Below are 19,279 nucleotides of genomic sequence, written 5' to 3' on the forward strand. Positions count from 1 at the left end.
CCATGTATAAAATGAAACCATTCGATCACTTGATCCTGATCCTCGGCGCTTTGTTCCTTTTGATCCCTGTGATCATGGCGCTCGCCTCCTCAACCCATTCAGCGGTGGAAATCCATACGCAGGGCCTCAAATTCCTGCCCGGTTCGGACGGGATCGACACCTACGCGAAGGTTCTCACGCAGGCGGGGGGCTTCACCGGCCAAGTCACCGGCACGCGGATGATGATGAATTCGATGATCCTCGGCGTCGGGTTTGCTGTGGGCAAGATCGTGCTATCGATGATGGCGGCCTATGCGCTGGTCTACTTCCGGTTCCGCTTTGCGGTTCCGCTGTTTTGGATGATCTTCACCACGCTTTTGCTCCCACTCGAAGTGCGGATCATGCCGTCTTACCAAGTGATGTCAGATCTCCACTTGCTCAACAGCTACACTGGCCTGATCGTGCCGCTTCTCGCCTCGGCCACGGGCACATTCTACTTCCGGCAGTATTTCAAAGCCGTACCGGACGAGATTTTGGAGGCCGCACGTATTGATGGCGCGGGGCCGGTGAAGTTCTTCCTCGATATCCTGATCCCGTTGTCGAAACCGATGATGGCGGCGATGTTTATCATCATGTTCGTCTACGGTTGGAACCAGTATCTCTGGCCGATGATGATGACGACCGAGGAAGGGTTCTTCACCCTCATGCGCGGCATCAAGTCAATCCTGCAAGTTTGGATCGGCAGCCAAATCCCCGATTATAACGAAGCCTTTGCCCTTGCCGTGTTGGCGATGATCCCGCCTGTTGCGCTGGTCGTCTATTTCCAGCGCATGTTCATCAAGGGCCTGACGGAAAGCGATAAATAATGGCACAGATAACCTTTAACGCTGTTGGCAAAGACTATGGCAACGACGTGCGTGCGATCCATAACGCCGATATCACAATCGCGGACGGCGAATTTGTCGTCCTCGTCGGGCCGTCTGGCTGCGGAAAATCAACGCTACTGCGGATGGTCGCAGGGCTGGAGGAGATCAGCGAGGGCGAGATTTCCATTGGCGACCGCGTCGTGAACGAACTCGATCCGGCGCAGCGCGATATCGCGATGGTCTTCCAGAACTATGCCCTCTACCCGCATATGACCGTACGCGAGAATATGGCCTATGGCCTCAAAAACCGGAACACGCCCAAGCCGGAGATCGAGGAGCGGGTCGCCCAAGCCGCAAGGATGCTCGAACTGGTCCCCTATCTCGACCGAAAGCCCCGCGCGCTCTCAGGGGGGCAACGCCAGCGGGTCGCAATGGGGCGTGCGATTGTGCGCAAGCCCGCCGCGTTTTTGTTTGACGAACCGCTCTCGAACCTGGATGCCAAGCTCCGCGTAAGCATGCGCGCCGAAATCCGCGCCTTGCAACGCCGCCTGAAAACAACCGCGCTTTACGTGACGCATGACCAATTGGAAGCCATGACGCTGGCCGACCGGATCGTGGTGTTGAACGCGGGCCGGATCGAGCAAATCGGCACGCCCCTCGAAGTTTACCACCGCCCCGCCTCGACCTTCGTGGCAAGCTTCATCGGCGCGCCCGCGATGAACCTTTTGGATGCGACGATCTCGCAAGGCCATCTTTGGGTAGGGTCGGTTGACCTTGGCCCCCTGCCCGACAGGCTGCGCGGTCACGCGAGCGCGTCGACCGACGGGGTGAAAGAGGGGCCCGTAACTTTGGGGTTGCGCGCGGAGGCGATGATGCTCGCTTCACATCCTAACGCGGCGCATGCGTTGCCACTTGATGTCGGGTTTGTGGAGGAATTGGGATCGGGCCGGATCGTAAACGGGCATGTCGACGGCCAACCCTTGGCCTTCTCATTGCCCAATCGTTCGGGCACACAGACCGCCACTGCGCAAGCGACGCAGGCCGCCCCCGTGCCGGACCGGATCGCCATTACCGCGCCCTCCGAAATGTGGCACCTGTTCGACACGTTGACGGGGAAGCGTTTGGGCACCGATGCCGCGGCGCCGACGTCAAGGGTCATCGAAGGCATGTCCGTCGGCGCGTGACCGCGCGCGCAAGCCATGAGGGATGTGATCGGGCGCAACACCCTGCCCGATCACACGCCACCCCGCCCATCTAAACGGGCGCGATCACGAAAACGGGACCATGTGAAAGGCCGCAACGGGCGGTTCCAACGGAACCTGCCCTTCCCTCGTTCGTTGACCTCACAGCAAACTGAGGAGCGAGCATGACCACGTTTAAAACTGTTAACCCCGCAACTGGCGACGACATCGAAACCTACGCCCTTATGACGAAGGACGAGGCGATGGCAAAACTTGCGACCTGCCACAACGCCCATCTGGAATGGCGCAAGCTGTCGCACGCCGAGCGCGCGCCCTACCTTGTGAAGATCGCGGCCAAGCTGCGCGAACACCGCGACGAGCTGGCGGAGCTGATGACGCGCGAAGTGGGGAAACTACTCGCCGATGGCAAAACCGAGGTCGATATCTGCGCCGCTATCTTCGATTACACCGCGGAAAACGGCCCCGATCTTCTGGCGGATGAGGAGCGGACGCATACGGGCGGCGAGAAGCGCGGGCTGGTCACTTATCAACCGATCGGCGTGATCTATTCGATCCAACCTTGGAATTTCCCGCTCTATCAGCCCACCCGCGTTCTCGCGGCCAATTTGATGGCGGGGAACGGCTGCGTTTTGAAACATGCGAGCATCTGCACCGGAACCGCGCTGCGGTTCAACGAATTGTGCCGCGAGGCAGGCCTGCCCGACGATTTGTTCCAAGTTCTGCTGATCAATCATGATGTCAGCGACGACTTGATCGAGGCGCCGCTAGTGCGCGGTGTGACGATGACGGGATCGGACGTCGCGGGTCGTCATATCGGCGCGGCGGCTGCGAAGGCGTTGAAGAAATCGGTTCTCGAACTCGGCTCGAACGATGCCTACCTCGTTCTGGAGGATGCAGATATCGAGACTGCGGTGAAGTTTTCTGTGATGGGCCGTCTCTACAACAACGGCGAAACCTGTGTCTCCGCCAAGCGCTTCATCGTCACGGACAAGGTCTATGACGCGTTCACCACCGCCTTCGTTGAACAGATGAAGGCCATAAAGATGGGCGACCCATTGCAGGACGATACCCAGCTAGGGCCGCTTTCCTCCCAAGACCAATGCGACACCGTGCGCGATCAGGTCAACGAAAGCGTCAAGCGCGGAGCGGAAGTTTTGTGCGGCGGGGCGCCAGCGGATCAGACAGGCGCCTATTACCCTGCCACCGTGCTCGCCGAGGTGACGCCGGGCATGCCGGCCTATGACGACGAAATTTTCGGCCCCGTTGCCGCGATCATCCGCGCGAAGGATGATGAGGACGCGATGCGGATCGCCAATGACAGCCGGTATGGGTTGGGCGGCGGAATTTTCTCGCAAGACGAGGAGCGCGCCGTGCAACTCGCCCGTGATCACTTCGATACAGGTATGGTGCGCGTCAATTCCTTCGGCGCGGCAGATCCCAACATGCCGTTTGGCGGTGTGAAAGATTCCGGATTTGGCCGCGAGCATGGCGGATTCGGCATGAAGGAATTTGTGAATGTGAAGGCCATCTTCCGGCCTTAACTCGATGCGCCTCGCCTGTCAGTTGGGACGGGCGAGGCGATTTCATCCGACCCAGAGGGTCAACACTATAAATATCCGTTATGGCGCGCCCCGCGGGCGCCGCCTGACGTTAAGAAATAGCCGCAGATCGGGCATAGGGCCGCTTAAAAAATAGCAAAATGCCCTCGCCCTTATTACAATCGTTCATATGGACAGGTTCTCGAACATTAACACCCTCCTCGCCTTCGTCACGGTCGCGCGCGAGGGGAATGTGTCGCGCGCTGCTGAGGTTTTAAACCTCACCCAGCCCGCGATCAGCCACCAACTCAAGCGTTTGGCGGAGGAAACGGGCGTTGCGCTGTTTCGCAGGACCACATCCGGCGTCGAGATCACACCGGACGGCACCGCTTTGTTGCCGAAAGCCGAGCAGGTCTTGCGCGCAATGGGGGAATTTCACCGCGTCGCCCATAAACGCACGGGCAAGTTAAGTGGTAAGCTGAAGATCGGCACGATTGTTGATCCCGAATTCACCCGCCTTGGAAAGCTGTTGCATAGTTTGTGCTCGGAGTATCCCGAGATCGAGCCTGAACTCTCCCACGGTGTGAGCGGAGAAATCCTTGCGCGGCTCAAACGTGGCCAGTTGGACGCGGGGTTCTACCTCAGCGCGCCCGACAAGGTCGACGAGGACATGGCCGAGCCGCAAATTCATTGCCAAGCGCTAGCCGATTTTTCCTACCGCGTCATCGGGCCTGCGGGGTGGCAAGACCGCCTCAATCGCGCGGAGTGGGATGATCTCGCGCAGCTTCCTTGGATCGGGACACCGCCATCCTCAGCCCATAACCGTTTGTTAAAAGGGATTTTCTCCGGCGTCGCGAGCCCACCTAAAATGGTAGCCCTCGTTGATCAGGAGCCCTCGATGCTGGAGATGGTGCGCGCGGGCCTTGGGTTGAGCCTTTGCCGTGAGTCAATCGCCCTGCATCAACACCAGTCCGCAGGCTTAGCGATTTGCCCCCATCTCGCGGTGCCCGCACGCCTCAATTTCATCACGCTTGAGCGCAATCGTGCCGCCCCGCGCATCGCGGCCCTGTTCGAGGTGATCCAAGCCATCTGGTGAGGATTTGATCGTAGCGCGCAAACCACGGAGGCAAGTGAGTGTTATGCGCAGGTCATATTCCCCGTCTAGTGTTACAGGCCCTTTCCACGTGTAAAAAAGTTTCCACGTTTGTAAAACCTGCGATAAGGTCGCCAGACCAAATGTTCTCACGGGTGCGAAAATGGCCAAACCTCAGATCCTCACAATGATGGAGCTCTCCGCCGCGATCGGCGTGTCGCGCCCGACGCTCTCACGCTATTTCCAAGACCCCGCAAACGTCAGCCCCGCCTCGGCAGAACGGATTCGTCGGGGGCTGGAACAGGTCGATTATACGCCAAATTTCTTCGCCACCCGCATGAACCGGAAGACAACCGGAATCATTGGCGTGATCATCCCCTACCTCAACGATCTGTTCTTCACCCGCCTTCTGGAATCCGTCGAACTCGCCGCGCTCAAGGCGGGATACACGATCATCACGCAATGCTCGCACTCCGATCCCAAAATCGAACAGCGCGCAGCCGAGACCCTGCTTTCGATGAATGTCGATGGGGCAATCGTCGCTCCGCTCGGCAATGACAGTGACATGACCGCCTATCACCGGCTGAACGCCAGACTGCCCTTCGTGCTGATGGACTCGCGCCCCACCGCCCTTGCGGATGTAGATTTCGTTGGCTCCGATCACGTTCAGAGCACCGGCATCATCACGGAATACCTCAGCCGGAAAGGGCCACCCCCCGTCTTCCTCGCGATGCCGCGCGGCAACTTCAACGCGATGGAACGGGAGAATGCTTATCTCGCCAAAATGGCGGAACTGGGCCTGCCGCCCTGCGTTATCGGGACCGAGGAGATCACACCGCTGGATCACTTCGAGGCCCATGGGCTCGCCGCACTCGATGCACATTTCTCCGCAGGCGAGTTCACGGAGACTTCGATCCTATGCGCCAACGACCGCGTCGCAATCGGCGCGCTTCGCGCCGCGGCGCAGCATGGGCTTGAGCCCGGCGCCAGACGCAAGGGTGGGTTGCGAATCGCGGGACACGACGACTACCCGCTGTGCCCATTCACAAGCCCCACTCTCACCACCGTGGCGCAGGATGTTCGCGCCATCGGTCAGGCTGCAATGGATCGATTGATCGCAAAACTGCACTCTGAAAATTCACATGAAGATCATGTTATTAGCTTGGCTAAAGGGGTGCTCCGAATTCGTCAATCCGCGTGACATAAGTTCAAATCGGTCGTGGAATTTACCCTCAACACTAAATATCGATTGACGCCCACCACTTCCACGATTTACATTTGACACGTGTAAAAAGTTTCTGGGAGGATTCTAATGGACACGAAACAACGTTTGCTCGGCACTGCTGTCGGGCTCGGCCTCGCTGTAGGTCTCGCATCTGCAGCAATGGCAGAGGAGATCACCATCGCAACCGTGAACAACGGCGACATGGTGCGCATGCAAGGTCTCTCCACCGCTTGGGAAGACAAGACCGGCAACAAGATCAACTGGGTTGTTCTTGAAGAAAACGTCCTGCGTCAGAACGTCACCACCGACATTTCGACGGGTGGCGGTCAATACGACGTCATGACGATCGGCACCTATGAAGCGCCGATCTGGGGTGCGAACAAGTGGCTCGTGTCGTTGAATGACGGTATGGCTGAAGGCTGGAACGCGGATGACATTCTTCCGGCGATCCGCGGCGGTCTCACCGTCGAAGATAACCTCGTCGCTGCGCCGTTCTACGGCGAAAGCTCGATGGTCATGTATCGCACAGACCTCATGGAAGCGGCTGGCTTGACCATGCCGGAAGCGCCGACTTGGGCCTTCATCCGTGAAGCTGCGGCGAAAATGACCGACCGCGCAAACGAAATCAACGGCGTTTGCATCCGCGGCAAAGCTGGCTGGGGTGAGAACATGGCGTTCCTCACCGCGATGTCCAACTCGTTCGGCGCAAGCTGGTTCGATATGGATTGGAAAGCCCAGTTCGACAGCCCGGAGTGGAAAGAGACACTGACTTTCTACCTCGAAATGATGAACGAATCCGGCCCACGCGGCGCGGCGAACAACGGTTTCAACGAAAACCTGACGCTGTTCCAACAAGGCAAGTGCGGCATGTGGATCGACGCAACTGTTGCGGCGTCCTTCGTGACCAACCCGATGGATTCGACTGTTGCGGACAAAGTCGGCTTCGCACTCGCACCTGACAATGGTTTGGGCAAGCGCGGCAACTGGCTCTGGGCATGGTCGCTCGCGATCCCATCGTCCTCCAAAAAGCAAGATGTTGCTAAAGACTTCGTAAGCTGGGCCACAAGCCAAGATTACACCGCTTTGGTTGCTGAAAATGAAGGCTGGGCGAACGTTCCTCCGGGCACGCGCACCTCGCTCTACGAGAACGCAGACTACCTTGCTGCGGCACCGTTTGCGAAGATGACTTTGGACAGCATCAACTCCGCTGACCCACAGAACCCTTCGATCAAAGAAGTGCCTTACACCGGCGTTCAGTTCGTAGCGATCCCAGAGTTTGCAGGCATTGCGACGCAAGTCGGCCAGCAGTTCTCTGACGCGCTTGCAGGCAACAAGACCGTTGATGAAGCGCTTGCTGCTGCACAGAACCTGACCACCGAAGAAATGGAAGCAGCAGGTTACTAATCTGTGCTATCCTTTACAGGGGCGACGGAGTCGCCCCTGTTTTTCTCCGCCCCTCCCCTATGTCTATTCGTCCAGCAGGCCTTTTCGCAGACCGCTTAAAACGCGTCTTCGAAAGGCCCTGCTTTTATCGTCCCCGCTCGTCGGAAGGAGCCCGTCATGGCGACAGAACATTCCAAATCATCCGCGCGGCTCATGATCGCGCCAGCAGTCTTCGTGCTGCTGGTCTGGATGCTCGTGCCTTTGTGCATGACCTTGTATTTTTCCTTCGCGGATTATCGCCCGCTGCGCGCGACATTCGACGCCTGGATCGGTTTCCAGAACTACGTGTCGTTCCTGTCGTCCTCGTCCTTCCTGACCTCGGTCTGGACCACGCTCTACATGGTCGGCGGTATTCTGACGATCACCATCGGCGGCGGCGTGTTGCTTGCTTTGCTTCTCGATCGCCCGATGTTCGGCCAAGGCATCATCCGCATCCTCGTGATCGCGCCGTTCTTCGTGATGCCGACAGTGTCCGCACTCGTGTGGAAGAACATGTTCTTTAACGTTGACAACGGGTTGTTCTCCTACCTGTTCAAGTTCTTCGGCGCCCAGCCTTACGATTTCCTCAGCCAGGCGCCCTTGATGTCGATCATCGTGATCGTCGCATGGCAATGGTTGCCCTTCGCGACGCTGATTTTGCTGACAGCCGTGCAATCGCTTTCGAGCGAGCAGCTCGAGGCGGCCGAAATGGACGGCGCGCCTGCTCTTAGCCGGTTCTGGTATATCATCCTGCCGCATTTGAGCCGCGCAATCACCGTTGTTGTGCTGATCCAGACGATCTTCCTTCTGTCGATTTTCGCAGAGATCTTCGTGACAACCAACGGCGCCTTTGGCACCCGCAGCCTGACCTACCTCGTGTATCAGCGCGTGCTGGAAAGCCAGAATATCGGTCTCGGCTCTGCCGGTGGGATCGTCGCCGTCATCCTTGCCAATATCGTTGCCATCTTCTTGATGCGCATCGTTGGCAAGAACCTCGACAACTAAGGGGCTGTACCTATGGCACGCGCAATTTCTCAACGTAAAAAAGTGATGTGGACGGCTCTTGCGGGAACGATCGGCTTGCTGATCTTCTTCCCCATCCTGTGGACCTTCCTCACCAGCTTCAAAACCGAAGGTGCGGCGATTTCCGATCCGCCCGTCTGGTTCTTCTTCGACTGGACGACGCAAAACTACACGGATGTGCTCGCACGGTCGAACTACCCTCTCGCCCTGATGAACTCGATCATCATCGCGGTCGGTTCAACGCTTTTGGGTATCGTGATCGCGGTGCCTGCGGCATGGGCGATGGCCTTCGTTCCGGGCAAAAAGACCAAAGACGTTCTGCTCTGGATGCTCTCAACGAAGATGTTGCCGGCGGTGGGTGTTCTCTATCCGCTCGTGCTGATCGCGAAATATCTCGATCTGCTCGACAGCCGCCTGCTGTTGGTGGTCATCTTGATGCTCATCAACCTGCCGATCATCGTTTGGATGCTCTACACCTACTTCCGCGAAATTCCGGGCGAGATCTTGGAAGCCGCGCGGATGGACGGTGCGAACCTCAAAAACGAGATCATCTATGTGCTGACGCCGATGGCCGTTCCTGGCATCGCCTCGACGATCTTGCTCAATATCATCCTCGCATGGAACGAAGCTTTCTGGACGATCTTGCTGACCACCGTTAACGCCGCGCCGTTGACGAAGTTCATCGCAAGCTTCTCGGCCCCTGAAGGCCTGTTCTACGCAAAACTCAGCGCAGCCTCGATTATGGCTATCGCGCCGATCCTTGTCATGGGCTGGTTCAGCCAAAAACAACTAGTCCGGGGTTTGACCTTCGGCGCGGTCAAATAAGGAGACCACCATGGGACGCATTACTCTCGATAAAGTCCAAAAGAAGTTCGGTGATATCGAAGTCATCCCGCCGCTGGACCTGACGATCAATGATGGTGAATTCGTTGTCTTCGTCGGCCCGTCGGGCTGCGGCAAATCCACATTGCTGCGCCTGATCGCAGGGTTGGAAGATGTCACCAGCGGCGAAATCCGCATCGATGGCAACCCGGCCACCGACCTCCCCCCTGCCAAGCGCGGGTTGGCGATGGTGTTCCAAAGCTATGCGCTTTATCCGCATATGTCCGTGCGCAAGAACATCGCTTTCCCGATGAAAATGGCCGGCATGGATAAGGAAGAGCAGGATCGCCGGATCGCAAAAGCGGCAGAGGCGTTGAATCTCACCGACTATCTCGATCGTCGCCCGGGCCAGCTTTCGGGCGGCCAGCGTCAGCGGGTTGCGATTGGCCGCGCGATTGTGCGCGAGCCCTCCGCTTTCTTGTTCGACGAACCTTTGTCGAACCTCGACGCCGCTTTGCGCGTCGGGATGCGGATGGAAATCAGCGAGCTGCACGCAACGCTGAAAACCACGATGATCTACGTGACGCACGATCAGGTCGAGGCCATGACTATGGCGGACAAGATCGTTGTTCTGCGCGCAGGCCACATCGAACAAGTCGGCAGCCCGCTCGAGCTTTACCACGCCCCGCGCAACGTCTTCGTCGCTGGCTTTATCGGCAGCCCGAAGATGAACCTGCTCACGGGTGCGGAAGCGGCAAAGCATAACGCGGCCACAATCGGCATCCGCCCCGAGCACATAGACGTTGTCGAGAGCGGTGGCACCTATGTCGGCCGTGTTGGCGTCTCGGAGCATTTGGGGTCGGACACGTTCTTCCACGTCCATATTCCCGAAATGAAAGAGCCGATGACGGTTCGCGCAGGCGGCGAAGTTGGCCTCAAGCATGGGGATACAATCCACCTCAAGCCACAAGCCGACAAGATCCACCGCTTCGACGACAAAGGGCTTCGCATCGCATGACACGCTTGATCGGCAAATCCGCCCTGATCACAGGCTCCGCTCGAGGAATCGGGCGGGGTTTTGCAGAGCGCTTTGTCGATGAGGGCGCACGCGTCGCAATTGCGGATATCAACCTGGAAGCCGCGCAGGAGACTGCGCGCGCTTTGGGCCCTGCGGCCTACCCTGTGCACCTTGATGTGACGGACCAAAGCAGCATCGATGCCGCGATGGCGACCGTCGAGCGCATAGCGGGGAAGCTCGATATCCTGATCAATAACGCTGCGCTGTTCGATGCCTCCGAAACTGTCGATATCACGCGCGAAAGCTATGAGAAGCTCTTCGCGGTGAATGTGTCAGGCAGCCTCTTTACTCTGCAAGCGGCAGCCAAGCAGATGATCAAGCAAGGCCACGGCGGCAAGATCATCAACATGGCCTCGCAAGCGGGCAGACGCGGCGAAGCTTTGGTGATGGTCTACTGCGCCACCAAAGCCGCCGTGATCTCAATGACGCAATCGGCGGGGCTGGATTTGATCCGGCACGGCATCAACGTCAATGCCATCGCCCCCGGTGTGGTGGATGGTGAACATTGGGATCACGTAGATTCCATGTTTGCCAAGCTCGAAGGTAAACCCTTGGGCCAGAAGAAGGCCGAAGTCGCCGCAGGCGTCCCCGCTGGCCGCTTTGCCGTTCCCGCTGATCTCACAGGAATGGCCGTGTTCCTCGCCTCGTCAGAGGCAGATTATATCGTCTCGCAGACTTACAACGTCGACGGCGGCCAGTGGATGAGCTGAGCCACCGCGGCCCCGCCGCGCCACGGTCACCGCTACGTTTTCCCGTCAACGTGTGACCGCGCCTCGCATTTTTGTTTCTCTAGAAAGTCCCGCCATGTCTACATCGCCCGTTTCGCTTTCGCTTTCGACCCTTGCAGATTTGCCCGCCGAGATCCGCGTGCCCAGCTATGCGCGCGACGATCTTTCCGCGGGGATCGTGCACATCGGCCTTGGCAACTTCCACCGTGCCCATCAGGCGTGGTATCTGCACCGCTTGATGGAGCAGGGTCTCGCCCGCGATTGGGCAATTCTTGGTGCCGGTGTGCGCCCTGCGGATGCGGCGCAGCGCGAGCGGATGCTGGCGCAAGATTGCCTCACAACGCTGATCGAACTTGATCCTGCGGGCAAATCCGCCGAGGTTACAGGATCGATGATCGGATTTATTCCGGTCGAGGAAACCAATGCCTCGCTGATCGCAGCCATGTCGCGTCCCGAAATCCGCATCGTTGCGATGACGCTGACCGAGGGCGGTTATTACCGCGCGGCGACCGGCTTTGACGCAGCCCACCCCGATATGGCTTACGATGCCACGCATCCTGAGGCACCGCGCAGCGCATTTGGCGCGATCATTGCCGCACTTAAAGCGCGCCGCGATGCGGGCCACGGCCCGTTCACCTGCCAAAGCTGTGACAATTTGCAAGGCAATGGCGACATTCTGCGCCAGACGATCCTTGGTTTGGCAAAACTCTCTGATCCGGCTCTCGCGGAGTGGATTGACACCTCCTGCACCTTCCCCAACTCGATGGTAGATTGCATCGTGCCCGCGACAGGCCCGGCAGAGCTGGCGTTGGCGCGCGAGTTTGGCGTCGCAGATAGCGCGCCCGTCACGCATGAGAACTTCCGTCAGTGGGTGATCGAGGACAGCTTCTGCGCCGGTCGGCCTGATTGGGATAAAGTCGGCACCACCTTCACAAATGACGTCCACAGCTTTGAAGCGATGAAAATCCGCATCCTCAATGGCGGCCATCAGGTCATCGCGAATGTCGGCGAAATTCTCAGCGTCGAGACGATCTCCGGCTGTATGGAGCATAGCGCGATCAAGGGCTTCTGGCGTGCGGTCGAGACCCGCGAAATCGTGCCGCATGTGCATGCCGTCCCCGATATGACGCCGCTTGCCTATGTTGATCTGATCGAGAGCCGCTTCTCGAACCAACAAATCTTCGACACAACCCGCCGCGTTGCGTTTGACGGCGCGTCGCGTCATCCTGGCTTCATCTTGCCGATCATCCGTGATGCGGTGAAGGCGGGTCAGCCTTTGAGCGGCCTCGCGCTGGTTGAGGCGCTTTGGGCGCGGATGTGTGAAGGCACCCGCGAAGATGGCACAGTCATTGCTGCGAACGACCCTATCTGGGGCAAGCTGCAAGCCGTGGCGACCGAGGCGAAAGCCCGTCCGCAAGCTTGGTTGGAGCAAGAACAGATTTACGGCGATCTCGCGCAGGTGCCCGCGTTCAAAGAGGCGTTCAACGCGTGGCTCTCACTGATCTGGGCGGAAGGTGCGCAAGCCGCAATGGAGCGCTACACCGCAAACGCTTGAAATCTTTGCGCAACATAATCTGACATGGCGACGGGCCGTGATAAATTTGGCGGGGTGGGTTCTGGACCCATCCCGCCAATTCATTCTGAACTTTATCCAAGTCGAGAATTCGCTTACGATTGTTTGAAATTCGCCGGTGCCTGCACGCTGTTTCACGCGGCCGCATCAGCGACCCAGTCGAATGAGGCGAAACGTCAAACCCATGCGCAAAACGCCCCCCTCCCCGCTGCGCGATGTCATGCGGTCTGGTGCGCAGACGCGCAGATCGTTTTGCGGGCAGGACGCCGCGCGCGGGCAAAACAGATGAGACATCGCACGGCGACACAGAAGGCGGGGACACAGAAGGCGGCGACACAGAAGGCGGCGATGGTGTTGGGGGCAACTATCGGTGTGCTCGGCGCGCTCACCGCCTATGCCCAAGATGAATTCCCCATCGCAACCTCCCCCACCCGTGCGCCTATCGTCAACACTGCCGATCCGGCGATCCCTGGCGCAGAGGAGCGCATCGTGGATGTGCCCAGCGCCCTCTATTGGTCACGGTTTCAGCGAGGCTACGTAGACGGTTGGGAATACTCCGTCTTCCCAGACGGAAGCGCAAAGATCCTGCGTGCGCCGCAACCATCCGCGCCGTCAACGGAAGGCACCGTTGCCGCGCGCGGCGAAAATCCCGAACGGACGGCCGACTTCACAATGACATGCGTCGCGGCGACAGCTTGCGACATCTTGCGGCCGGATGGCACGAGCTTCCGCATCCCTGCGATCAATGCTCCGCGCCCCGCCTTGCCGACAGCGGCGGGCGATGCTCTCGACGGCGAAACGGTTGCCCGTTACCTCGCACAATGGGTCTTGGCGGGGTCGGGCACCGCGCCGACGCTGGAAGGTCTGCCGGTTCTCGACCCGTACCGTCAACCCCCGCAACCCCCTGTCCCGCAATCACAGGCCGTCAGCGCCGCTGCATCGGATGCGACCAACGCGCGCGCGGCGCAACTCTTGGACGATAGTAATCCCGAGGTCACTTCGGATCAGATCACAGCTGATTTGCCAGAGACTGAGACGCCCCCCCAAGACGATATACCCGAGCAGGAGAGCGAGGTCGCGCTTTGCTCTGAACCAGATCCGGTTATCCCCGGCGCCTGCGCCCAACCGACCGAACCATCCGTACCGATTTCAGCGGAACAAGAGACACAGGCGGCAGAGACTGAAGGCCCTTCAGAGGATACGCTCACGCCGGTTGGCGATATCGGCGAGACAGATATTGCGGCACGGGGATCGCCTGCGCGCACGCAACCAACTGCCCGCACCGCGACCACCACCAGAACGCCGCAAAAAGCTGCTCCGAAAACCTATTGGGAGCGCATGAACCTGCGATGCTCGATCACCGCAACAACCAGCTTGGGCTATGCTTCTGGGGGATCGGGTAAATCGATCGGAAAGCCCCGCGCAAGCCTTGGCTGTAGTGCGAATTTGACCGAAAAGCTTTCCCTTCGCGCGTCTCTACAAGGGTATGCAGACGCGTCCGAACAAAGCGCCGATGATCCCGATTTCACCTATGCCTTCTCCTACCGCTTTTCAGAGAAGATCAATCTGAGCTACTCAAACTACGCCGCGCGCTTTGACGGCGGATTTAGCGGCTTTATCAACTCGCTTCTCTCGGGCAGTTTGAGGGGCAGCTATGCCCTGCCCACGATCACCCTGCCGAATGATAAATCGGCGGCATGTTCCGCGAGCCTCGGCCTGCCGCGCGTTTTGGCGGAAAGTCTAAACCTTTCATGCGGTTACGCCGTCACCGACAAATTCCGCATCGGCGGGACCGCAAGGCTCTACGCGCCTGGCAAGCAAGGCGATTACGATCCGGATTACAGCTACACGGCAAGCTACCGGCCCTCCGAAGACTGGCTGATTTCGTATAGCAATTACGCGAACAACCGCTTCCCTTGGAATCGCAACGGTAACGAGAGCGACGGGCTGCTCGATGGCAGCCTGTCGGTCACATATGCGCTGAAATTCTAGTGCGGTGAGTTTTGGAACCCGCGCAGGTTAGAGCGTCGCGGTGATGCGGCTGAGCCGTTCGCGTATATTCTCGATGTAGCGCCGGACAGTCTCCAGATCCTGAGCGGGCTTGGCTTTCTCGATAAATTCCGCCCAGCCGGGAATATCCGCGAAGCCGAAGACCAGCGAGGCACCTTTGATCGAATGCGCCTGCTCTGACATCTGGCGCCAGTCCTCGTTGACGAGGGCAGTTTCGATCTGGACCAATCGATCGGACGAATCCACGACATATTTTCGAGCAAAATCAATAAGCTCATCCATGCCAAACATGGAGACAAGCTCATCCGCACTCACCGGCGACATCAACCCCAAGAACGCGTCGTGCTTGTTCGCGTCATCGGACAATCCAGAGAGATCGTCGTCTGTTTCGGGCGCTGCGACTGGATCATTGCTGGGGGCGACTGACTGATGGGTGCTCCCCGCGATCGCGATTTGCAAAGCATGTTTCAAATCGTCGTATGGGATCGGCTTGGACAGCACAACATCCACCCCGACGAGCTTTGCTTCCGTCTCAATTGCATCCATCACATGCGCCGTGAGGATCAGGATCGGCGGCATGTCACGACCGGCCCATTTTTCCCGAATGCGGCGCGTCGCTTCAAGCCCGTCCATCTCGGGCATCGCCACATCCATCAGCACCAAATCAAAGTCATCGGGCGAGAACCGCTCCAACGCGATGCGGCCATTTTCTGCCAGCTCTGGCACCAGCTCCATGCGCTTTGCATAGGTCAAAAGAAGCTTCTGGTTGATGATGTTATCCTCCGCGATCAGAACCCTCTTGCCCTGCAAGATTGTATCCATCGCGGCCTCTGGCTGCATCGCGGAATGCGATGCAAGCTGGGTCGTCTGCTCGACGATCTCCACAGGCAACTCGAACCAGAAGGTCGAACCGCTGCCAACGGCGCTCTCGACGCCGATCTCCCCGCCGCACCCTTCCATGATCCGCTTACAAATCGCGAGCCCAAGGCCCGTTCCTTGCGCGGCGGCGGTCAGGGAGTTTGCGATCTGAGAGAAATCTTTGAAAAGATTTCCGATCTGCTCCTGCGCGATGCCAACACCGAAATCTTCCACCTCGACGCGTAGCAAAGCCCCTTTCGGATGCGGGCTCGCCTTGGCCTTAAGGATAATCGGCCCGTCCAGCGAATAGCGCAGCGCATTATTGGTCAGGTTCGAAATCACCTGACGAATGCGCGTGGCATCCCCCAAGAACAGCTTGGGAACGCTGGCATCTACTTTCGTCGTGATCGGACGATCTTTGCCATTGGTGCTCGACGCGGCGAGGATACGAATACTCTCGACCAAGGCGCGAATGTCAACGTGCTCCTCCTCGAAAACGAAGACGCCCGCCTCCATTTTCGAAAAATCCAAAACATCGTTGACGATCCTGCTCAGGCCGAGCCCTGCCGTCTTCGCGTAATCGAGAAGTTCTTTCTTTTCGGGATCTTGCTCATCAATACTCAGCAGGTCAATCATCCCCAGCATCCCACCGAGCGGGGTGCGGATCTCGTGGCTCATCGTCGCGACAAAGCGGCTGCGCGCCGTGGATGCCGCCTCCGCGCGGTTCAATGCCAAGCTTAATTCCGCCGTGCGTTCCGAAACCGCCTGTTCCAAGCGCGATGACTGCTCACTCAACTGCTTGTTGGCTTCGAACAATTGTCGGCTTTTTTGCTCCAGCAGAGTTTCTGCCTCGGCACGTGCCATCTGTTCGCGCTGGTATCTGCGTCGCGAGACGCGGTCATCGGCTTGGTCGGTCATGGTTCAAACAGTCTTCAGGTCAGGCGGATATCGAAGGCAATAGCATTATCAACGCCTGCCACAGCGGCATGCGTCACGTCCGCGGTCTGATCGAACCGCGTGAGGCAGGCTTCGATCATCCCGTGGCAAAACTCGCCCAACGGGCGCGGCGAGGAATAGGTCATGAGCAAATGATCTGGCGCGAGACGTTCGGTTTTGAAAACAGGAAGTTCCGCCTCAGGGTAGAGCTTTTGGACCTCAACGTGGATCTCACCATCGACGACCTCCAGCAAGGAAAACGTATCCGTCTTACCCTCGAAGAATACAGGGTAATTGTTAACAAAGTGATCCATCATCCAATGCCCGAATTTACGCTGAAGCACGACTGGGCTCAGGCCTGAATGCTCGCTGAAGGCCATGACAACCTTAATCAATTCCGAGCAAGGGTAGTTGCCGACGGTCGTGAAAGCACCATCGTTTTCCAAGTTGGCCTTGTCGAGCACCAGATCAACCGTGTCTTCGCCAAAGGCATCCTCAGCCATCTTGATCAATTCGACAAAGATAACACCCTTCATAATCTTCCCTTCCTCATCCATGTTCGGTGGCTTTCGGGCCGCCATCCGGCCGTGATCATCCCACCGCGTTGTTTTCGCGTTTTTATCGCAGCTCCGCGACCCGCCAGCACGCACGCAATACGTGTCCTAGCCATAGCCGTGAAAGACGGCAAAATCATGAATTACATCTGTTCATATAAGCTTTAACCAAGACCTATTGCTTGGGGTAGGTCAAATAGCTTAACGGATCAAAGATTGGCTTTCACAACCCAAGATTGTTGCAGTTATGCCTTTAAATCGACAAGATAGGGACGTGTGATGTCCTTAAGACCCGCACCCCCCTCGCGCGAAACCGCTCGTTCGATCGAATTCATAGTAAAGAACGCCATGCAGAAGCATATCCACTTCGTCCAATCCGATCTGCTCGTTCAAGAACCGTCGCGCGGCGAGCGCGCTCTTGACGTCGTGGTTAGGAGGCAGATGTGAGTGATCGTCTGAAAATCATCGTTGCCGAAGACAACCCGATCCAGCGGGTCTATCTTTCGCAACTCATTGACAAGCTTGGCTTCCATCCGATTCCCGCGGAAGACGGCTTACAGGCCTTACGGTTGATCCAAGAAACCCAAGCGCAGATCCTCATCAGCGATTACGCCATGCCACATCTCAATGGCATCGAGCTGACGCAAAAAGTGCGCAAGCTCGAACTCGATCACTACGTGCATGTCATCATGATTACCGGCAGCGGCGAGGACGACGTGCGATCGGAGGCGCTGGAAGCAGGCGTCGATGATTTCCTGAGCAAGGGGCATAACCCGGTGATGCTCAAGGCGCGGATTCGTGCTGCGACCCGACTTATTCATCACGCGATGGAACTGGCGCACCGGACACGGATCCTCAAAGAGTCAAACGACCGCATCAAAGAAGATTTGCGGGCCGCCGCCGATGCACAACGTCAACTTTTGCCCAAAATCGGCAAAAAAATCCTCGGTATGCGCATTGCGTCAGCCTTCGCACCCTCGTCCTACGTATCGGGAGATATGTTTGGATGCTTCGCGCTGGATTCGCGAATGCTCGGATTTTACGCGGTGGATGTTTCGGGCCACGGGGTTCACGCCTCGCTTTTGTCAGTCGCCATCGGGCATCTTATCACGCCGGAATTCTTCCGCACGAAAGCCATTCGCAAGGACGGGTCCCCTGATCCGGCGGCATTGGTGACGGATCTGAACAAACGATTCAGCGCGGCCGAGAATGACGACTATTTCTCGATGTTCTGTGGCGTATTGGATACAAAATCCGGCCATCTGGAATATTGCCAAGCAGGATCGCCCGCGCCGTTTTACGTTGAACACACCGGCGTTACGCGAATGATCGGCGATGGGGGGTTCCCCGTCGGCATGTTGCCCGTCGCAAGTTACGACAATGCCTCACTGACGATGGAATATGGTAGCACGCTTGTGATGTGTTCGGATGCCGCGACGGAGGCGGAGAACAAACGCAATGAGCAATTCGGAACAGACCGCCTGCAAGAGATTGTCGCGACCATCCCGACGACCGGAATCGCAGGGTTGCCCGAAAAAATTACCATCGCGCTAAGTGCTTGGCGCGGTGGAAAGAAACTTGAAGACGACCTGACAATTGTGGCTCTCGAAAGGACTACGCCAAATGATACACACAACGTCATATGAGCCCGACATCACGGTCATCCGACCGGGCGTTCAACGGCTGACGGCACAAAATGCCAAGACTTTTAAAGAAGAGGCCGTCGCGTTGATCGAACAAGGCGCCGCGCAACTGATCATCGACTTTTCGGAAGTCTCGTTCCTCGATTCCTCGGGTCTTGGCGCCCTTGTCGGGGTTTTGAAAAAGGTCGGCAACCGCGGAGAAGTCGCCGTGTGCGGCCTCAACACCGAAGTCGAACAGATGTTCCGCATCTGCCGGATGGATCACGTGTTCAATATCTATCCTGATGTTGCCTCAACACTCCAAACAATGAGCGAACGCCCGTGAACGAGAAAACCTTCCAAATGCCCCAGTGTATCGACGACGTCGATGACATGGTCCTGGCTCTCAAAGCAGAGGCGGCAGGGTATTTGGCGGGAGAAGCCTTGTTCCGGCTCGAACTCACGGTGAGTGAGGCCCTGTCGAATTTGGTGATCCATGGCACCTCGAGCAAAGCCCCGATCGACATCCGGTTGAAGGCGCAAGCTGGTGCGGTGCAGATCGAGATCTTTGATCCAGACGGCGCCAGCCCGTTCGACATTACCGCCCATGCAAAAGCCCTCGAAACGGTCGAGCTGCTCGCCGAAAATGGGCGCGGCTTGGGCTTGATTATCGCATGTTCCGACGGCGTAACTTACGGCGCTGTCGGCGGAAGGCAACGACTGCAAATCTCCTTTGCCGCGCGACCGTGA

17 protein-coding genes are annotated in these 19,279 nt (G+C 58.0%); 15 read left to right on the forward strand and 2 right to left on the reverse strand.

Annotated features, from left to right (window positions below; translation table 11 throughout):
- Nucleotides 1-2: 2 nt before the first annotated feature.
- From SJY32_RS08660 to SJY32_RS08715, 12 genes are all read left to right on the forward strand, one after another.
- The gene (locus SJY32_RS08660) at nt 3-845 is read left to right on the forward strand and encodes an ABC transporter permease subunit (protein ID WP_376873900.1); all 843 of its coding nucleotides are present in this window, start codon (nt 3-5) and stop codon (nt 843-845) included.
- Nucleotides 845-2,029, forward strand: coding sequence for a sn-glycerol-3-phosphate import ATP-binding protein UgpC (locus SJY32_RS08665; protein WP_376873902.1), 1,185 nt, complete (start codon nt 845-847; stop codon nt 2,027-2,029). Before SJY32_RS08660 ends, SJY32_RS08665 begins: the two co-directional genes overlap by 1 nt.
- 182 nt (nt 2,030-2,211) lie before the next feature.
- Nucleotides 2,212-3,588 (forward strand): NAD-dependent succinate-semialdehyde dehydrogenase, encoded by a 1,377-nt coding sequence (locus tag SJY32_RS08670; RefSeq protein WP_376873904.1) that lies wholly within the window; start codon nt 2,212-2,214, stop codon nt 3,586-3,588.
- A gap of 187 nt (nt 3,589-3,775) precedes the next feature.
- Nucleotides 3,776-4,681 (forward strand): LysR family transcriptional regulator, encoded by a 906-nt coding sequence (locus SJY32_RS08675; protein WP_376873906.1) that lies wholly within the window; start codon nt 3,776-3,778, stop codon nt 4,679-4,681.
- 160 nt (nt 4,682-4,841) lie between these two features.
- Nucleotides 4,842-5,879: a LacI family DNA-binding transcriptional regulator gene (locus tag SJY32_RS08680; protein ID WP_376873908.1), complete on the forward strand. Its 1,038-nt coding sequence runs from the start codon at nt 4,842-4,844 to the stop codon at nt 5,877-5,879.
- A gap of 111 nt (nt 5,880-5,990) precedes the next feature.
- Nucleotides 5,991-7,307, forward strand: a complete 1,317-nt coding sequence (locus SJY32_RS08685; RefSeq protein ID WP_376873910.1) for an ABC transporter substrate-binding protein — start codon at nt 5,991-5,993, stop codon at nt 7,305-7,307.
- 156 nt (nt 7,308-7,463) lie between these two features.
- Nucleotides 7,464-8,330 carry a carbohydrate ABC transporter permease gene (locus SJY32_RS08690; protein WP_376873913.1) on the forward strand — a complete coding sequence of 289 codons (867 nt, stop codon included), beginning with the start codon at nt 7,464-7,466 and terminating at the stop codon, nt 8,328-8,330.
- A 12-nt stretch (nt 8,331-8,342) separates the two neighbouring features.
- Nucleotides 8,343-9,173 carry a carbohydrate ABC transporter permease gene (locus tag SJY32_RS08695; protein WP_376873915.1) on the forward strand — a complete coding sequence of 277 codons (831 nt, stop codon included), beginning with the start codon at nt 8,343-8,345 and terminating at the stop codon, nt 9,171-9,173.
- A 10-nt stretch (nt 9,174-9,183) separates the two neighbouring features.
- On the forward strand, nt 9,184-10,188 hold the full coding sequence (locus SJY32_RS08700) for an ABC transporter ATP-binding protein (protein ID WP_376873917.1): 1,005 nt from the start codon (nt 9,184-9,186) through the stop codon (nt 10,186-10,188).
- The gene (locus SJY32_RS08705; protein WP_376873919.1) at nt 10,185-10,958 is read left to right on the forward strand and encodes an L-iditol 2-dehydrogenase; all 774 of its coding nucleotides are present in this window, start codon (nt 10,185-10,187) and stop codon (nt 10,956-10,958) included. Before SJY32_RS08700 ends, SJY32_RS08705 begins: the two co-directional genes overlap by 4 nt.
- Before the next feature lie 94 nt (nt 10,959-11,052).
- Nucleotides 11,053-12,531, forward strand: a complete 1,479-nt coding sequence (locus tag SJY32_RS08710; protein WP_376873921.1) for a mannitol dehydrogenase family protein — start codon at nt 11,053-11,055, stop codon at nt 12,529-12,531.
- 303 nt (nt 12,532-12,834) lie between these two features.
- Nucleotides 12,835-14,541: a hypothetical protein gene (locus tag SJY32_RS08715; RefSeq protein ID WP_376873923.1), complete on the forward strand. Its 1,707-nt coding sequence runs from the start codon at nt 12,835-12,837 to the stop codon at nt 14,539-14,541.
- 27 nt (nt 14,542-14,568) lie between these two features.
- Here SJY32_RS08715 and SJY32_RS08720 read toward each other — a convergent pair whose 3' ends face one another.
- Both SJY32_RS08720 and SJY32_RS08725 read right to left on the reverse strand, forming a co-directional pair.
- Complete coding sequence (locus SJY32_RS08720; RefSeq protein ID WP_376873925.1) at nt 14,569-16,335, reverse strand: ATP-binding protein; 1,767 nt, start codon at nt 16,333-16,335, stop codon at nt 14,569-14,571.
- Between the two features lie 14 nt (nt 16,336-16,349).
- Entirely contained in the window at nt 16,350-16,889 is a 540-nt protein-coding gene (locus SJY32_RS08725; protein ID WP_376873927.1) for a heme NO-binding domain-containing protein, read from the reverse strand.
- A gap of 461 nt (nt 16,890-17,350) precedes the next feature.
- Here SJY32_RS08725 and SJY32_RS08730 point away from each other — a divergent pair, with 461 nt between their 5' ends.
- Genes SJY32_RS08730 through SJY32_RS08740 form a run of 3 tightly spaced genes read left to right on the forward strand, consistent with a single transcriptional unit; the run spans nt 17,351 to nt 19,279 of the window.
- Complete coding sequence (locus SJY32_RS08730; protein ID WP_376873929.1) at nt 17,351-18,553, forward strand: PP2C family protein-serine/threonine phosphatase; 1,203 nt, start codon at nt 17,351-17,353, stop codon at nt 18,551-18,553.
- Entirely contained in the window at nt 18,531-18,875 is a 345-nt protein-coding gene (locus tag SJY32_RS08735) for an STAS domain-containing protein (protein WP_376873931.1), read from the forward strand. Before SJY32_RS08730 ends, SJY32_RS08735 begins: the two co-directional genes overlap by 23 nt.
- A complete protein-coding gene (locus SJY32_RS08740; RefSeq protein ID WP_376873933.1) occupies nt 18,872-19,279 on the forward strand; it encodes an ATP-binding protein in 408 nt (135 codons plus the stop codon). The genes SJY32_RS08735 and SJY32_RS08740 overlap by 4 nt, the downstream gene beginning before the upstream one ends.

This window comes from Albirhodobacter sp. R86504 (genome assembly GCF_042466415.1).
GTDB lineage: Bacteria > Pseudomonadota > Alphaproteobacteria > Rhodobacterales > Rhodobacteraceae > Albirhodobacter.

Bases quoted from the DNA above. Each gene is read 5' to 3' on its own strand.
- SJY32_RS08660 (WP_376873900.1), top strand. From the start codon at position 3: ATGTATAAAATGAAACCATTCGATCACTTGATCCTGATCCTCGGCGCT.
- SJY32_RS08665 (WP_376873902.1), top strand. From the start codon at position 845: ATGGCACAGATAACCTTTAACGCTGTTGGCAAAGACTATGGCAACGAC.
- SJY32_RS08670 (WP_376873904.1), top strand. From the start codon at position 2,212: ATGACCACGTTTAAAACTGTTAACCCCGCAACTGGCGACGACATCGAA.
- SJY32_RS08675 (WP_376873906.1), top strand. From the start codon at position 3,776: ATGGACAGGTTCTCGAACATTAACACCCTCCTCGCCTTCGTCACGGTC.
- SJY32_RS08680 (WP_376873908.1), top strand. From the start codon at position 4,842: ATGGCCAAACCTCAGATCCTCACAATGATGGAGCTCTCCGCCGCGATC.
- SJY32_RS08685 (WP_376873910.1), top strand. From the start codon at position 5,991: ATGGACACGAAACAACGTTTGCTCGGCACTGCTGTCGGGCTCGGCCTC.
- SJY32_RS08690 (WP_376873913.1), top strand. From the start codon at position 7,464: ATGGCGACAGAACATTCCAAATCATCCGCGCGGCTCATGATCGCGCCA.
- SJY32_RS08695 (WP_376873915.1), top strand. From the start codon at position 8,343: ATGGCACGCGCAATTTCTCAACGTAAAAAAGTGATGTGGACGGCTCTT.
- SJY32_RS08700 (WP_376873917.1), top strand. From the start codon at position 9,184: ATGGGACGCATTACTCTCGATAAAGTCCAAAAGAAGTTCGGTGATATC.
- SJY32_RS08705 (WP_376873919.1), top strand. From the start codon at position 10,185: ATGACACGCTTGATCGGCAAATCCGCCCTGATCACAGGCTCCGCTCGA.
- SJY32_RS08710 (WP_376873921.1), top strand. From the start codon at position 11,053: ATGTCTACATCGCCCGTTTCGCTTTCGCTTTCGACCCTTGCAGATTTG.
- SJY32_RS08715 (WP_376873923.1), top strand. From the start codon at position 12,835: ATGAGACATCGCACGGCGACACAGAAGGCGGGGACACAGAAGGCGGCG.
- SJY32_RS08720 (WP_376873925.1), bottom strand. From the start codon at position 16,335: ATGACCGACCAAGCCGATGACCGCGTCTCGCGACGCAGATACCAGCGC.
- SJY32_RS08725 (WP_376873927.1), bottom strand. From the start codon at position 16,889: ATGAAGGGTGTTATCTTTGTCGAATTGATCAAGATGGCTGAGGATGCC.
- SJY32_RS08735 (WP_376873931.1), top strand. From the start codon at position 18,531: ATGATACACACAACGTCATATGAGCCCGACATCACGGTCATCCGACCG.